The organism is Variovorax sp. GW458-11-26-14-LB1, assembly GCF_059423965.1.
Genome location: NZ_JBWKYW010000034.1, coordinates 57,867 through 73,339 on the forward strand (window position 1 = coordinate 57,867; position 15,473 = coordinate 73,339).

A 15,473-nucleotide genomic window follows, 5' to 3' on the forward strand; every position below is an offset into this window, starting at 1 on the left:
CTGTTGCATGCAGCACACGCTTTCTCCCCAGAGCCTCTTGATGGCGCAAACCTTGGTTCGCATGAACACGGTGAGCGCAAACAGCAACCTCGAGCTGATCGACTTCGCCCAGGCGCATCTCGCCGCCCTCGGCGTGAAGAGCCGCATCACCTACAACGCCGAGCGCACCAAGGCGAACCTGTTCGCCACGCTGGGCGAGGGCAAGCCGGCCGGCGTGATCCTCTCGGGCCACACCGACACGGTGCCCTGGGACGGCCAGGCCTGGAGCGTCGACCCGCTGTCGGCCGTGGTGCAGAACGAGCGCCTGTACGGCCGCGGCTCGGCCGACATGAAGAGCTACATCGCGATCGCGCTGGCCAATGCCCAGCGCTTCCTCGAGGGCGACGCGCCCTTCGCCGTGCACTTCGCCTTCACGTATGAAGAAGAGATCGGCTGCTTCGGCGTGCGCGAACTCATCGCCGACATGCGCGACGCTGGCATCAAGCCGCTGGCCTGCATCGTGGGCGAGCCCACCAGCATGGTGCCGGCCATCGCCCACAAGGGCGTGTACCGCTACAAGTGCTGCGTGCGCGGCAAGGAGGCGCATTCGTCGCTCACGCCGAAATCGGTCAACGCCATCGAGATGGCGGCGCGCGTGATCGGCAAGGTGCGCGACATGGCCGAAGACTTCGAGCGCAGCGAGCCGCGCTACGACGGCTTCGACGTGCCCTTCAGCACCGCCAGCGTGGGCCAGTTCCACGGCGGCATCGCCGACAACGTGGTGCCGCGCGACGCCGAGTTCCGCTACGAATTCCGCGACCTGCCCACGGCCGATGCCAAGCGCATGCAGTCCGACGTGCTGGCGTACGCCGCGAGCATCGAGCCCGCCATGAAGAAGGTGGCGCCCGACGCGGGCTTCAAGTTCGAGACCATCTGCGAGATCCCGAGCTTCCTGGGCGCGGCCGGCGATCCGGTCACGCTGCTCGCGCAGCGCCTGGCCAGCGAAGACCGCACCACGCTGGTGGCCTTCGGCACCGAAGCGGGCCTGTTCAAGAACGCCGGCATCCCCACCGTGGTGTGCGGCCCCGGCAGCATCGAGCAGGCGCACCAGCCCGACGAGTTCGTGAGTCTTGAGCAGCTCGCGCGCTGCGAGCTGTTCATGGAGCGCCTCGCGACCTCGCACACCATTGGCTGAAGACCACGGCGGCGGCGCACTGCAACGCATGAAACGCGTCGCGCTCGGCCTGCTGTGCGCGGCGGCGGCGCTGTATGCGCTGGCCAGCGCGCTGCACGGCCAGCACCCGGCCTGGGGCTACGTGGCGGCCTTTGCCGAGGCCGCGATGGTCGGCGCCATTGCCGACTGGTTCGCGGTGGTGGCGCTGTTTCGCCACCCGCTGGGCCTGCCGATCCCGCACACGGCGATCATCCCGAGCAACAAGGACCGCATCGGCGCCAAGCTCGCGGGCTTCATCTGCGACAACTTCCTGAGCACCGCCCAGGTGCTGGCCAAGCTGCGCCAGTTCGATGCGGCGGGGCGCATCGCCGAGTGGCTGGCCCGGCCCGCCAGCGGCGAGCGGCTCGGCGAATGGGGCGTGGCCGCCACGCGCTACGGACTGGCCGCCTTCGACGACGAACGGGTGCGCGACTTCATGGGCCGCGCCGCGGCGGCCGGGCTGGCCAAGATCGACCTCTCGCGCCTCACCGGACAGGCGCTCGATGCGCTCACGGCCGGCGGGCGCCACCAGGCGCTGCTCGACGACGTGCTGCAGCAGGTGGCCGAGCTGCTCGACGGCGAGGAGGTACAGGCGCACATCACCGAGGCCATCGCGCGCGAGATCAAGACGCTGCGCTACGTGGGCCTGGACCAGGTGGCGGCCAAGCTTGCCACGCGCAAGATCGTGGCCGCCATCGCGCGCACGCTGGCCGAACTGGCGGCCGAATCCGACCACCCGATGCGCCGGCGCTTCGACCATTTCGTGGACGACTTCGTGGTGCGCCTGAAACTCGACCCCGAGTTCCAGCAGCGCGGCGAGCAGATCCGCGCCGAGCTCATCGCGCACCCGGCGCTGGGCGACTACCTGCACGGCCTGTGGGGCGAGCTGCTGGGCTGGCTGCACGACGACCTCGGGCGCCCCGACTCGACCATCCGCCAGCGCATCGCGACGATGGCCGGCGCGCTGGGCCAGCGGCTGCAGAACGACGCGGCGATCCGCGCCTGGATCAACGAGCAGCTCGAAGCCGCCGCGCCGGCGGCCATCGAGCGCTACCGCGAGGACATCCGCCGCTACATCGAGGAGCGCGTGGGCGAGTGGAACGCGCACGAGATGACCGACGAGCTCGAGCGCCACATCGGGCGCGACCTGCAGTTCATCCGCATCAACGGCACGCTGGTGGGCGGGCTGGTGGGGCTGCTGATCCACACGGCGACGCAGCTGCTGCGCGGCTGAAAAATCACCGGGTGCTGCGGGTTATCCGCAGCGGACGAAAGTCCGCGTTTGTCCCGCGAGCGACTGCGCGGCCTCCTCCGGCTCCTAGACTGCGGGCGCACTGCCGCATCCACAAAGCCAACCCAGAGGAGATCGCCATGCCCCGTCGCTCGATCCGCGCAGCCGCGCTGACCGCCGCCCTCGCCCTGCTCGCCGCCTGCAGCTCGCTGTCGCCGCCACCCAAGCGCCCCTCCGCCTGGGCCGCGCCCGAGGTGCTCGTGGCCCCGTCGTCCTTCGCGGGCGTGCACGGCCTGGCCATCGATGCGAAGGGCCGGCTGCTGGCGGGCTCCGTGCTCGGCAACACGCTGTGGGAGGTCGACCGCCAGACCGGCGCCGCCAAGGTGCTGATCGATGCGCCCGAAGGCCAGGCCGACGACATCGCGGTCGGTCCGAAGGGCGAGCTGGCCTGGACCAACTACCTCATGGGCATGCTGCGCTACCGCGAGAACGACAGCGCGCCGCTGCGCGTGCTCGCCAAGGACCTGCCCGGCCTGAACTCGCTCGATTTCGATCGCAAGAACGGCAAGCTCTACGCCTCGCAGGTGTTCCTGGGCGACGCGCTGTGGGAGATCGACCGCGAAGGCAAGCAGCCGCCCCGGCTCATCAAGAAGGACATGGGCGGCTTCAACGGCTTCGAGGTCGGGCCCGACGGCCTGCTCTACGGCCCGCTGTGGTTCAAGGGCCAGGTCGTGAAGATCGATCCGGCGAACGGCAACCTGACCGTGATCGCCGACGGCTTCAAGATCCCGGCTGCCGCCAACCTCGACGGCAAGGGCAACCTGTGGGTCGTCGATGCGCGCAGCGGCGAGCTGGTGAAGGTGGACCTCGCCTCGGGCCGCAAGACCGTCGCCAAGCAGCTGCGCCCGTCGCTCGACAACCTGGCCATCGCACCCGACGGGACCATCTACGTCTCGAACATGGCCAACAACGAGGTGCAGGCCTTCAACCCCGCCACCGGCGAACTGCGCACGCTCACCAGCGGCAAGGTGGCGGTGCCCGCGGGCCTGAAGATCGACGGCAACGACCTGTGGGTGGCCGACGTCTTCGGCTTCCGGCAGGTCGACGTGCGCACCGGCGAGGTGCGCGACGTGTTCCGCATGCAGCGCGACCCCGAGCTCGACTACCCCTTCGCGGTCGGCCTGTCGCCCAAGCTGTTCGCGCTGACCTCGTGGTTCACGGGCTCGGTGCAGCTGGTCGACCGCCAGACGCTGAAGACGGTCGAAACGATCCACGGCCTGAAGGCCCCGTTCGACGCGCTGCCGATGCCCGACGGCAGCGTGATCTACGCCGAACTCGCCACCGGCAGCATCACCCGCGCCAGCGGGCCGAAGTTTGCAGAGAAGTCAGTGCTGGCTAGCGGACTGAACGGCCCGGTGCAACTGGTGGTCGGCCAGGACGGCGCGCTCTACGTGACCGAGGCGGCCGGCAAGCTGCTGCGCATTCCGCTGGACGCCAGCGCGCCGCTGCGCACCGTGGCCGACGGGCTGGCGCTGCCCGAGGGCCTGGCCCAGACGCCGTGGGGCAGCTTCATCGTGGCCGAGAGCGCGGCACGCCGGCTGGTCGAGATCGACCTGGCCACCGGCACCCGCCGCACTGTCGCCGAGAACCTGCCCATCGGGCTGGCGGCCGGGCCCGGCCTGCCCCCGCCGTATGTGGTGACGGGCGTGGCCGTGGGGCGCGACGGCACGGTCTACGTGGCGGCCGACAAGAACAATTCGATCTATCGAATTCGGCCTGTCATTCAGGGTAACAATTAGTACAAGTTTCTGTTTACTTTTATAAACACATATTACAAACTGGCCGGGACGCGTCGCAGCGTTCCGATCGCATAGGGCAGTCGGGGTCTGCGAAGCGCTCTTTCCGAAGGGACATCGCATGACTCCACTCGTCGTAGGCCAAGTGCTATCGCCCGAATACTCCCTGGGGCTGGTCGCGCTTTCGTTCGTCATTTCCTTCTTCGGCTCGCTGGTGGCCCTGATCTGCGCCGGGCGCATGGTCGGTGCCGACGGCAAACCCAACCTGGCCATCGTGGCCTGCGCCGCGGTGGCGCTGGGGGGCATCGGCATCTGGTCGATGCACTTCATCGGCATGCTGGCCTACCGGCTGCCCTTCGGCATCGCCTACAACATGCCGCTGACCATCGTGTCGCTGGTGGCGGCCATCCTGATCTCGGGCATTGCGCTGTACCTGGCGGGCGGGCGCGCCAAGTTCAGCCGCTCGGGCTGGCTGGCGGGCAGCCTGCTGGCGGGCCTGGGCGTGTGCGTGATGCACTACATGGGCATGTTCGCGATGAACATGCGGGCCACGATGAGCTTCGACTTCAGCATGGTCGCGCTGTCGGTGGTCATCGCCATCACGGCCGCCGCCGCGGCGCTGTGGCTGGCCTTCAACCTGCGCAAGCTGAGCCACCAGGTGGCCGCCGCCGCCGTGATGGGCGTGGCCGTGTGCACCATGCACTACGTGGGCATGAGCGCGGCCAGCATGATCTGCACGGCGGCCGCCCCGGTCGACGCGCTCTCGCTGGGCGGCAGCTACATGGGCCTCACGGTGTTCGGCACGGCCGGCGCGGTGCTGATCTTCATCTACTGGGTGGTCACGGGCAGCAGCCTGGACGCCGCGCCCGCCGCACAACGGCGCGTACGCCCCAGCTAGTTGGCGCAAGCGGGCCGGGGGCCCGCCTCCTAAAGTCTGTGCGAAACGACACGCGCGCACCGCACAGACCCCCATGCCCTTCCTCGAATCCCGGCTGCACACCGCCGGAGACGCCTACCAGGCCAACCGCGCCAGCATGCTCTCGCTGCTGGACCAGGTCCGGTCCCATGAAGCCCGCGCCGTGGCCGCCTCCAGCGCCTCGGCCGAGCGCTTCGCCAAGCGCGGCCAGCTGCTGCCGCGCGAACGCCTCGCGCTGCTGCTGGACACCGGCGCGCCCTTCCTGCCGCTGGCCACGCTGGCGGGCCTGGGCCAAGACAACCCCGACCTCGCCAAGAGCGTGCCCGGCGGCGGCCTGATCGCCGGCATCGGGCGCGTGGCCGGCGTGCGCTGCATGATCAGCGCCTCCGACTCTGGCATCGACGCCGGCGCGCTGCAGCCCATGGGCCTGGACAAGCAGCTGCGCCTGCACGAGATCGCGCTAGAGAACAAGCTGCCTTTCATCCAGCTGGTGGAAAGCGCGGGCGCCAACCTCATGCAGTACCGCGTGCAGGACTTCGTGCGCGGCGGCAACATCTTCCGCAACCTCGCACGGCTCTCGGCCGCGGGCCTGCCGGTGGTGACGGTGACGCACGGCTCGTCGACCGCGGGCGGCGCCTACCAGACGGGCCTGTCGGACTACATCGTGATGGTGCGCGACCGCACGCGGGCCTTCCTGGCCGGGCCGCCGCTCTTGAAGGCCGCCACTGGCGAGATCGCCACCGAGGAAGAACTGGGCGGCGCCGTCATGCACACCCACATCTCGGGCCTGGGCGACTACCTGGCCGAGGACGACCGCGATGCGCTGCGCATCGCGCGCGCCATCCTCGGTGGCATCGACTGGGTGCGCGACGAGGCGCCGCGCACCTTCGCACCGCCGCGCCACGACGCCGAGGAGCTGATGGGCCTCATGCCCGCCGACGGCCGCCGGCCGGTGGACATGCGCGAGGTCATCGCGCGCATCGCCGACGGCTCGGAGTTCCTGGCCTTCAGCGAGCACTACGGCAGCGCCACGGTCTGCGGCCACATCCGGCTCGAAGGCCACGCGGTGGGCATCATCACCAACAACGGCCCCATCGATTCCGACGGCGCCACCAAGGCCACGCACTTCATCCAGGCCTGCTGCCAGTCGCGCACGCCCATCGTCTACCTGCAGAACATCACGGGCTACATGGTGGGCCGCGCGCACGAGGAGGCCGGCATCATCAAGCACGGCGCCAAGATGATCCAGGCCGTGACCAGCGCCAACGTGCCGCAGATCACGCTGCACTGCGGCGCCTCGTACGGCGCGGGCAACTACGGCATGTGCGGGCGCGGCTTTGCACCGCGCTTCTGCTTCAGCTGGCCCAACGCGCGCACCGCCGTGATGGGCGGCGAGCAGGCCGCGCAGACCATGGCCATCGTGATGGAGGCGGGCATGGCCCGCAAGGGTGCCGTCGACCGCGACAAGATCGACGCGATGCAGCGCCAGATCGTCGAGCGCTTCGAGCGCCAGATGAGCGTCTTCACCACCAGCGCGCTGCTGCTGGACGACGGCGTGATCGACCCGCGCGACACGCGCGCCGTGCTGGCCGAGGCGCTGTCGATCTGCCGCGACGCCGAGGCACGCGCCCCGCAACCCATGCAGTTTTCGGTGGCACGGCCATGAGCACCTTTCACAAGATCCTGATCGCCAACCGCGGCGAGATCGCCGTGCGCGTGATGCGCACCGCGCGCGCCATGGGCTACCGCACGGTCGCCGTGTACTCCCGCGCGGATGCAGACGCCGAGCACGTGCGCCAGGCCGACGAGTCGGTGTGCATCGGCGAGCCGCTGCCCGCGCAGAGCTACCTGAACATCGACGCGATCGTTGCCGCGGCCCGCGCCAGCGGCGCCGACGCGGTGCACCCGGGCTACGGCTTCCTCGCCGAGAACGCGGCCTTCGCGCAGGCCTGCCGCGACGCGGGGCTGGTCTTCATCGGGCCGTCGCCCGAGGCCATCGTCGCGATGGGCGACAAGGCCGGCGCCAAGCGGCTCATGCAGGCGGCCGGCGTGCCGTGCATTCCCGGCTACCAGGGCGACGATCAAAGCACCGCCACGCTGGCCGCCGAGGCCGAGCGCATCGGCTGGCCCGTGATGATCAAGGCCACGGCCGGCGGCGGCGGGCGCGGCATGCGGCTCGTGACCTCGGCCGGCGCCTTCGCCGAGCAATTGCAGAGCGCGCAGTCCGAAGCGCTGCACGCCTTCGGCGACGCCACCGTGATCCTGGAGCGCGCCATCGTCGCGCCGCGCCACATCGAGATCCAGGTGTTTGCCGACCGCCACGGCCATGCGATCCACCTCGGCGAGCGCGACTGCTCGGTGCAGCGGCGCCACCAGAAGGTGATCGAGGAAGCGCCCTCGCCGGCCGTCGATGCCGCGCTGCGCGCGCGCATGGGCGCCACCGCCGTGGCCGCCGCGAAAGCCATCGCCTACGAAGGCGCGGGCACGCTCGAGTTCCTGCTCGACGCGCAGGGCCAGTACTGGTTCATGGAGATGAACACGCGGCTGCAGGTGGAGCATCCGGTGACCGAAGCGGTGACGGGGCTGGACCTAGTCGAGTTGCAGTTGCGCGTGGCGGCCGGCGAGCCGCTGCCGCTGACGCAGGACGATGTGCACATCACCGGCCACGCCATCGAGGTGCGCCTGTGCGCCGAAGACCCGCAGCAGGGCTTCCTGCCGCAAAGCGGCACGCTCACGGCGTGGCGCCCGTCGCCCACGCTGCGCACCGAGCACGCGCTGCGCGACGGCGCCGAAGTGCCGCCCTTCTACGACTCGATGATCGCCAAGCTCATCGCCTCGGGCCGCACGCGCGACGAAGCTCGGCAGCGGCTGCTGGCGGGCCTGCGCGACACGGTCGCACTGGGCCTGCCGACCAACCAGGCATTGCTGCAGCGCGCGCTCGCGCACCCGGTGTTCGCGGGCGGCGGTGCGACCACCGCCTTCATCGGCGACCACCTCGACGCGCTGCTCGCCGCCGACACCGCGAGCGACACACGCACCGCCCTGCTCGCGGCCCTGCTGCTGCAGACCGGCGCGCGCGGCTGGCCCTCGCCGCTGGCGCACACGCTGCCCAACGCCTTGCGCTTTGCGCTCGACGGGGCGGTGCACACGGCGCGCGTGACACCACGCGGCGCGGCGCATTTCGAGGTCGTGCTGGACGACGCCGCGCCGGCCACGCTCGCGCTGCTGGCGCTGCCGGACGACGGCCCGGTGCGCTTTGCCTGCAACGGCGTGGCCGCGCAGGCATGGGTGGTGCGGCGCGGCGAACGCACGGATGTCCACTTCGACGGCCGCGCCCACCGCCTCGACGACCTCACGCACGTGGCCGTTCCGCGCGCCGGCGCGGGCGGCGGCGACGGCCTGCTGCGCGCCTCGATGAACGGCCGCGTGGTCGCGCTGCTCGCTGCCGAGGGCGACACCGTCTCGGCAGGTCAGCCGCTGGTCACGCTCGAAGCCATGAAGATGGAACACGTGCACTGCGCGCCGCGCGCGGGCCGCGTCGCGGCGCTGCATGTGGCCGTGGGCACGCAGGTGGCCGCGCGCCACATCGTGGCCGAGATCGCCGAGGCCTGAAGGCCTCTCCCTTTTTTCGAGAACCTGTCGAATGAACGCATCCCACTACCGCTCCGTCTTCGCGCCCGGCCTGTTCGCCGGGCAATGCATCGTCGTCACCGGCGGCGGCTCGGGCATCGGCCGCTGCACCGCGCACGAACTGGCCTCGCTCGGCGCCCACGTCGTGCTGGTCGGGCGCAAGCCCGAGAAGCTCGACGCGGTGCGCACCGAGATCGAAGCGGCCGGCGGCAACGCCAGCACGCAGGCCTTCGACATCCGCCAGGAAGACGCCGTGCGCGAGGCCGTGAAGGCCATCGTCGCGGCGCACGGGCGCATCGACGGGCTGGTCAACAACGCGGGCGGCCAGTACATCACGCCGCTGGCCGCCATCTCGGCCAAGGGCTGGGAAGCGGTGATCCACACCAACCTCACGGGCGGCTTCCTGGTGGCGCGCGAGTGCTACCTGCAGAGCATGCAGGCGAACGGCGGCGCCATCGTCAACATCGTGGCCGACATCTGGGGGTCGATGCCGAACATGGGCCACAGCGGCGCCGCGCGTGCCGGCATGGTGAGCTTCACCGAGACCGCCGCCGCCGAATGGGCCGTGAGCGGCGTGCGCGTGAACGCCGTGGCGCCGGGCTACATCGCCTCCAGCGGCATGGACCACTACCCGCCCGAGGCCGGCGACATGCTGCGCGCCATGCGCAAGACCGTGCCGGCCGGCCGCTTCGGCAACGAGGCCGAGACCTCCGCCGCCATCGCCTTCCTGCTGGGCCCGGCCGCCGCCTTCATCAGCGGCACCGTGCTGCGCGTGGACGGCGCGCGCCCGCAGGCGCGCATGGGCTGGCCCATGGCGCTGCCCGACGCGCAAGCGCAGCAGCGCCCCGCGGTGCGGCCCTACGACGGCTTTCACCTCGCGCAGACACCGCGCGTGTTCCAGGACAAGTAACGAGCGAACGAACGGAGACCAGTGATGCAGTACACCCATGAACACCTCGAGATGCAGAACACCCTGCGCCGGTTCATCGACGAGGAGATCAACCCCCACGTCGACGAATGGGAAGAGGCCGAGATCTTTCCCGCGCACGAGGTCTTCAAGAAGCTCGGCAACCTCGGCCTGCTGGGCCTGAACAAGCCCGAGGCCTTCGGCGGCGCCGGGCTCGACTACTCGTTCGCGATGGCCTTCGCCGAGGGGCTGGGCCACATCAGCTGCGGCGGCGTGCCGATGGCCATCGGCGTGCAGACCGACATGTGCACGCCCGCGCTCGCGCGCTTCGGCAGCGACGAGTTGCGCCGCGAGTTCCTGGTGCCCGCCATCGCCGGCGACACGGTCGGCTGCATCGGCGTGAGCGAGCCCGGCGCGGGCAGCGACGTGGCGGGCCTGAAGACCTACGCGAAGAAGGACGGCGACGACTACCTCATCACCGGCCAGAAGATGTGGATCACCAACAGCCTGCAGGCCGACTGGATGTGCATGCTGGTCAACACCAGCGAGGGCCCGGTGCATCGCAACAAGTCGCTCGTGATGGTGCCGATGAACCTGCCCGGCATCGAGAAGGCCAAGAAGATCCGCAAGATCGGCATGGACTCGAGCGACACCGGCCTCATCTACTTCGACAACGTGCGCGTGCCGCAGCGCTACCGCATCGGCGAGGAAGGCCAGGGCTTCGTCTACCAGATGCAGCAGTTCCAGGAAGAGCGCCTGTGGTGCGCGGCCAGTTCGCTCGCGCCGATGGACGACTGCATCACGCAGACCATCGAATGGGCGCAGCAGCGCCAGATGTTCGGCGCCACGCTGGCCGACCAGCAGTGGGTGCAGTTCAAGCTGGCCGAGCTCAAGACCGAGGTGGAGGCGCTGCGCGCCCTCACCTATCGCGCCTGCGACCTGCATGTGAAGGGCGAAGACGTGCTCGAACTCGCGTCGATGGCCAAGCTCAAGACCGGCCGCCTCACGCGCCAGGTGGCCGACACCTGCCTGCAGTTCTGGGGCGGCATGGGCTTCACGCTGGAGAACCGCGTGTCGCGCCTGTACCGCGACGGCCGCCTGGGCTCGATCGGCGGCGGCGCCGACGAGGTGATGCTCGGCATCCTCGCCAAGACCATGGGCATCGCCAAGCGCCCGCCGCGCGGCTGACCGGGCACGCCATGGACGCGGAACTGCAGGCCGACCGTGCGGCGCTCGCCGACACGGTGCGCCGCTTCGCCCAGACCGAGATCGCACCGAACGTGCAGGCCTGGGACGAGGCCGGCGAATTTCCGCGCGCGCTGTACGCCCGCGCGGCCGAGCTGGGCCTGCTGGGCCTGGGCTACCCCGAAGCGCTCGGCGGCACACCCGCCTCCTATTCATTGAAGCTGCCGGCGTGGGTCGCGCTCGCGCGCCACGGCCAGAGCGGCGGCGTGCTCGCGAGCCTGTTCTCGCACAACATCGGCCTGCCGCCCGTGGTGCTGCACGCGAGCGACGCGGTACAGCGAGAGGTCGTGCCGGGCGTGCTGCGCGGCGAGCAGATCGCCGCGCTTGCGATCACCGAACCCGGCGGCGGCTCCGACGTCGCGGCGGTGCGCACGACAGCCAAGCGCGATGGCGACCACTACGTGCTCAACGGCGAGAAGACCTTCATCACCTCGGGCATGCGCGCCGACTGGATCACCGTGGCCGTGCGCACCGGCGAAGGCCGCGGCGCGGGCGGGCTCTCGATGCTGCTGGTGCCCGGCGACGCGCCCGGCCTCTCGCGCACGCGGCTCGCGAAGATGGGCTGGCTGTGCTCCGACACCGCCACGCTGCACTTCGACAACGTGCGCGTGCCCGCGCGCTACCTGCTGGGCGACGAGGGCGCGGGTTTTCGCATGGTCATGGGCAACTTCAACGGCGAGCGCGTCGGGCTCGCGGCCGGCGCGCTGGGCTTCGCGCAGGCCTGCCTGGACGAGGCGCTGGCCTGGTCGCGAGAGCGCAAGACCTTCGGCGCCGCGCTCATCGAACACCAGGCCGTGCGCCACAAGCTGGTCGACATGCAGATGCGCATCGCCTCGGCCGAGGCCTGGCTCGAGGCCGTGTCCGCCGAGGGCGACGCCCACGAGGCGGCAGGCCGCATCAACGCGCCCGAGTGGGTGGCGCAGGTCTGCCTGCTCAAGAACCACGCCACGCAGACCATGCAGTTCTGCGCCGACCAGGCGGTGCAGATCCTCGGCGGCATGGGCTTCATGCGCGGCACCGTGAGCGAGCGCGTCTACCGCGAGGTCAAGGTGATGATGATCGGCGGCGGGGCCGAGGAGATCATGAAGGAGCTGGCGGCGCGGCAGCTGGGGTGGGTGTAGCGACCTTCATTTCGGCCCGGCAGGAACGCTGCTGCGCAGCGGGGGTCCAACCGTCCAGCACCTTTGCTGGGTCGCGGGAGATCACCATGCTCTCTTTCACTTATGGCATCGGCGCCGTCGCCCTGGTCCTGCTGGCGGCGCTGCTCTTTTCGGCGATATGGATCTTCCGGGAGTACGAGCGCGGCATCGTGTTCACCCTGGGGCGCTTCTCGAAGGTGGCAGGGCCCGGGCTGGTGTTCGTGATCCCGGCCATCCAGCAGGTGGTGCGCGTCGACCTGCGCACCGTGGTGCTCGAAGTGCCGACGCAGGATGTGATCTCGCGCGACAACGTGTCGGTGAAGGTCAGCGCGGTCGTCTACTTCCGCATCGTCGATGCGGCCAAGGCCATCATCGAGGTCAAGGACTTCTTCAACGCCACCAGCCAGCTGGCCCAGACCACGCTGCGCTCGGTGCTCGGCAAGCACCAGCTGGACGACATGCTGGCCGAGCGCGAGAAGCTCAACCTGGATGTGCGCGAATCGCTGGACGTGCAGACGGCGTCATGGGGCATCAAGGTGTCGAACGTCGAGATCAAGCAGATCGACCTCACCGAATCCATGATCCGCGCCATCGCACGGCAGGCCGAGGCGGAACGCGAACGCCGCGCCAAGGTGATCCATGCCGAGGGCGAACTGCAGGCGTCCGAGAAGCTGTTCCAGGCCGCGCGCGTGCTGGCGCAGGAGCCGCAGGCCATCCAGCTGCGCTACCTGGAAACGCTCACGGTGATCGGCGCGGACAAGAACACGACCATCGTGTTTCCGCTGCCGGTGGACCTGATGGCGAGCTTTCTCGGCAAGCAGCACGCATAGCGCGCAACGCACGAAAGCGGAAAACCGTTCGAAGCACCCGCCGGCCTCCTTGCATGCCGGCGGAAGCCTGACGCGCGTCAGTCCGCGTCTTCCCCACCGCCCGCCTGTGCGGCCAGCGCCGCGGCGGCGCGCAGCTTGTCCTTCTTGCTCGGCCGCGCGCCCTTGATGCCGCCGTTGCCCGAGGTATCGACCACCACCGGTGCCGTCTCGGTCGGCTCGAAGCCCGCGACGCGCTCGCGCGGCACGCGCTGGCCCTGGCGCTTCTCGATCAGGCGGAAGTGCGCCTCGGTGGCCGGGCTCACGAAGCTGATCGCCAGCCCGCTCGCGCCCGCGCGGCCGGTGCGGCCGATGCGGTGGATGTAGTCGGTGGGCGAACGCGGCAGGTCGTAGTTGATGACCACGGGCAGCTGCGCGATGTCCAGGCCGCGCGCCGCCAGGTCGGTGGCGATCACCACGTCCCAGCGGCTCTGCTTGAACTGCGCCAGGATGTCGCGGCGCGTGCCCTGGGCGATGTCGCCGTGGAAGGGCACGGCGTAGATGCCGTTGCGGTACAGCTTCTCGGCCACGGTCTGTGCGGCGTGCTGCGTGGCGACGAACACCAGCACGCGGTCCCAGGTGCCTTCGTTGTCCTTCAGCAGCTGGCGCAGCAGCTGGGTGCGGCGGGCGGCATCGACCTCGATGGCGCGCTGCACGATGTCGGGCCGGGTGCCGGGCTCGCCCTGCACGTCGACCAGGGCCGGGTCGTGCAGCATGTCGTCGGCCAGCGCCTGGATGGCGATCGGGAAGGTGGCCGAAAAGAGCAGGTTCTGGCGCCGCGCCGGCAGCAGCGCCAGGATGCGCTGCAGTTCCTCGGCAAAGCCCAGGTCGAACAGGCGGTCGGCCTCGTCGAGCACGAGCGTCGACACGGCGTCGAGCGCGAGCGCGTTGTGTTCGACCAGGTCGAGCAGCCGGCCTGGCGTGGCGACCACGATGTCGGCGCCGCCGCGCAGCCGCATCATCTGCGGGTTGATCGAGACGCCGCCGACCGCGACGACGATCTTCAGGCGCTCGGGCAGGTGCCGCGCGAAGTCTTCCAGCGTCTCGCCGACCTGGGCCGCGAGTTCGCGCGTGGGCACGAGCACCAGCGCGCGCAACCGGCGCGACGCCGACGCGGCGGGCTCGGCGGCCAGGCGCTGCAACAGCGGCAGGGAAAATGCGGCCGTCTTGCCGGAGCCGGTCTGTGCCGAGCCCCGCAGGTCGCGGCCCTGCAAAATGGCAGGGATGGCCGCCGCCTGGATGGCGGTCGGCGCGGCAAAGCCGCTCGCGGCGGCCGCTTGCGCGAGCGCGGGGGTCAGGCCCAGGGTATCGAATGGCATGGAACGGGCACCGGGAAAAAGAGAGAGATCGAAAGAAAGACGGATCGAATGGGAACGATGAAGAACAGCCGCACCGGCAGCACGCTGGTGTACTCCACCGAGGCGGGCGGGCGCATGTGCCCCGACTGCGGCGCCCCGATGGCGCAATGCCGCTGCAAGGAACTCGCGAAGGCCCGCACGGCGGCCACGGACGGCATTGTCCGCGTATCGCACGAGACCAAGGGCCGAAAGGGCAAGGGCGTGACCGTGGTCAAGGGCCTGCCGCTCGACGCGGCGGCGCTGGCGGCCGTGGGCAAGCAGCTGAAAGCGGCCTGCGGCACGGGCGGCACGGTGAAGGACGGCACCGTGGAGATCCAGGGCGATCACCGCGAGGTGGTCATCGCCGCCCTCGTGAAGCAGGGCCACACGGTCAAGCGCGCAGGCGGCTGAAGCACGCATGAACCCCGAAGACCTGCAGCGCCTGGTGACGCTCGAAATGCCTTTTGGCAAGCACAAGGGCACGCTGATTGCCGATTTGCCCGGAAATTACCTGACCTGGTTTGCGCGCGAGGGTTTTCCCGCGGGAGAAATTGGCCGACTGCTCGCTTTGATGCATGAAATAGACCACAACGGCCTGTCCGACCTCCTGAAACCGTTGCGAAACCGCCCGTCGGGTCGGAATGTTTCTCGATAACACAAGATTTCCCCCTTTTTTCGGAAATCGGGCCGGATAATCCGGCTCACGTGTCTGCGAGCTTCGGCTCCCGTGCACGTAATTTGGTGATCGGTCAGTTTCGCGCCACAGCGCATTAGTTTGTTGTGATTCTGGGACTCCATCGCTTTGTGTTTTTTTGGTTTGAATTAGGAGTCCCTCCATGGGCAAGAAACTTTACGTGGGCAACCTCGCCTACTCCGTGCGTGACAACGACCTGGAACAGGCTTTCGGCGAGTTCGGCTCGATCGTCAGCGCCAAGGTCATGATGGAACGTGACACCGGCCGTTCGAAGGGCTTCGGCTTCGTCGAAATGGGCACGGACGCTGAAGCACTCGCAGCTGTCGAAGGCATGAACGGCGCATCGCTGCAGGGCCGCGCCCTGACGGTGAACGAAGCCCGTCCGATGGAAGCACGTCCCCCCCGCACCGGCGGTGGTGGCGGCTACGGCGGTGGTGGCGGCGGCGGCTACGGTGGTGGCGGCGGCGGCGGTTACGGCGGCGGCGGTGGCGGCCGTAGCGGTGGCGGCGGTGGTTACGGC

Annotated in this window: 14 protein-coding genes; 13 read left to right on the top strand and 1 reads right to left on the bottom strand. The window is 69.8% G+C overall.

The annotated features are described in order from the left end of the window. Window positions 1-7 precede the first annotated feature (7 nt). The 10 genes from argE to AC07YS_RS21200 all read left to right on the top strand — a co-directional run bounded on the left by argE (window position 8) and on the right by AC07YS_RS21200 (window position 12,886). On the top strand, window positions 8-1,174 hold the full coding sequence (argE, locus tag AC07YS_RS21155; protein WP_095950723.1) for an acetylornithine deacetylase: 1,167 nt from the start codon (window positions 8-10) through the stop codon (window positions 1,172-1,174). A gap of 28 nt (window positions 1,175-1,202) precedes the next feature. Then, window positions 1,203-2,426 (top strand): DUF445 domain-containing protein, encoded by a 1,224-nt coding sequence (locus AC07YS_RS21160; RefSeq protein ID WP_495268974.1) that lies wholly within the window; start codon window positions 1,203-1,205, stop codon window positions 2,424-2,426. A 137-nt stretch (window positions 2,427-2,563) separates the two neighbouring features. Beyond that, complete coding sequence (locus tag AC07YS_RS21165; protein ID WP_495268973.1) at window positions 2,564-4,222, top strand: Vgb family protein; 1,659 nt, start codon at window positions 2,564-2,566, stop codon at window positions 4,220-4,222. Window positions 4,223-4,340: 118 nt separating this feature from the next. Further along, the gene (locus tag AC07YS_RS21170) at window positions 4,341-5,117 is read left to right on the top strand and encodes an MHYT domain-containing protein (protein ID WP_062472795.1); all 777 of its coding nucleotides are present in this window, start codon (window positions 4,341-4,343) and stop codon (window positions 5,115-5,117) included. A gap of 73 nt (window positions 5,118-5,190) precedes the next feature. Next, on the top strand, window positions 5,191-6,801 hold the full coding sequence (locus AC07YS_RS21175; protein ID WP_495268972.1) for an acyl-CoA carboxylase subunit beta: 1,611 nt from the start codon (window positions 5,191-5,193) through the stop codon (window positions 6,799-6,801). Continuing rightward, the gene (locus AC07YS_RS21180; RefSeq protein ID WP_495268971.1) at window positions 6,798-8,747 is read left to right on the top strand and encodes an acetyl/propionyl/methylcrotonyl-CoA carboxylase subunit alpha; all 1,950 of its coding nucleotides are present in this window, start codon (window positions 6,798-6,800) and stop codon (window positions 8,745-8,747) included. Before AC07YS_RS21175 ends, AC07YS_RS21180 begins: the two co-directional genes overlap by 4 nt. Window positions 8,748-8,778: 31 nt before the next feature. Continuing rightward, window positions 8,779-9,675: an SDR family oxidoreductase gene (locus tag AC07YS_RS21185; RefSeq protein WP_495268970.1), complete on the top strand. Its 897-nt coding sequence runs from the start codon at window positions 8,779-8,781 to the stop codon at window positions 9,673-9,675. Between the two features lie 24 nt (window positions 9,676-9,699). Continuing rightward, window positions 9,700-10,860, top strand: a complete 1,161-nt coding sequence (locus AC07YS_RS21190) for an acyl-CoA dehydrogenase family protein (RefSeq protein WP_095747399.1) — start codon at window positions 9,700-9,702, stop codon at window positions 10,858-10,860. A gap of 11 nt (window positions 10,861-10,871) precedes the next feature. Further along, the gene (locus tag AC07YS_RS21195; RefSeq protein WP_495268969.1) at window positions 10,872-12,038 is read left to right on the top strand and encodes an acyl-CoA dehydrogenase family protein; all 1,167 of its coding nucleotides are present in this window, start codon (window positions 10,872-10,874) and stop codon (window positions 12,036-12,038) included. Window positions 12,039-12,124: 86 nt separating this feature from the next. After that, entirely contained in the window at window positions 12,125-12,886 is a 762-nt protein-coding gene (locus AC07YS_RS21200; RefSeq protein ID WP_062472784.1) for a slipin family protein, read from the top strand. A gap of 77 nt (window positions 12,887-12,963) precedes the next feature. On the opposite strand, the gene AC07YS_RS21205 is transcribed toward AC07YS_RS21200, so the two are convergent. Beyond that, window positions 12,964-14,241 carry a DEAD/DEAH box helicase gene (locus AC07YS_RS21205; RefSeq protein WP_495268968.1) on the bottom strand — a complete coding sequence of 426 codons (1,278 nt, stop codon included), beginning with the start codon at window positions 14,239-14,241 and terminating at the stop codon, window positions 12,964-12,966. Window positions 14,242-14,289: 48 nt separating this feature from the next. Here AC07YS_RS21205 and AC07YS_RS21210 point away from each other — a divergent pair, with 48 nt between their 5' ends. From AC07YS_RS21210 to rbp, 3 genes are all read left to right on the top strand, one after another. Continuing rightward, on the top strand, window positions 14,290-14,670 hold the full coding sequence (locus AC07YS_RS21210; protein WP_062472780.1) for a translation initiation factor Sui1: 381 nt from the start codon (window positions 14,290-14,292) through the stop codon (window positions 14,668-14,670). A 7-nt stretch (window positions 14,671-14,677) separates the two neighbouring features. Next, entirely contained in the window at window positions 14,678-14,914 is a 237-nt protein-coding gene (locus AC07YS_RS21215) for a DUF3820 family protein (RefSeq protein ID WP_056584018.1), read from the top strand. A 181-nt stretch (window positions 14,915-15,095) separates the two neighbouring features. Then, window positions 15,096-15,473 (top strand): RNA-binding regulator (rbp, locus tag AC07YS_RS21220; protein ID WP_495275729.1); only part of this gene is annotated, 378 nt, incomplete at its 3' end.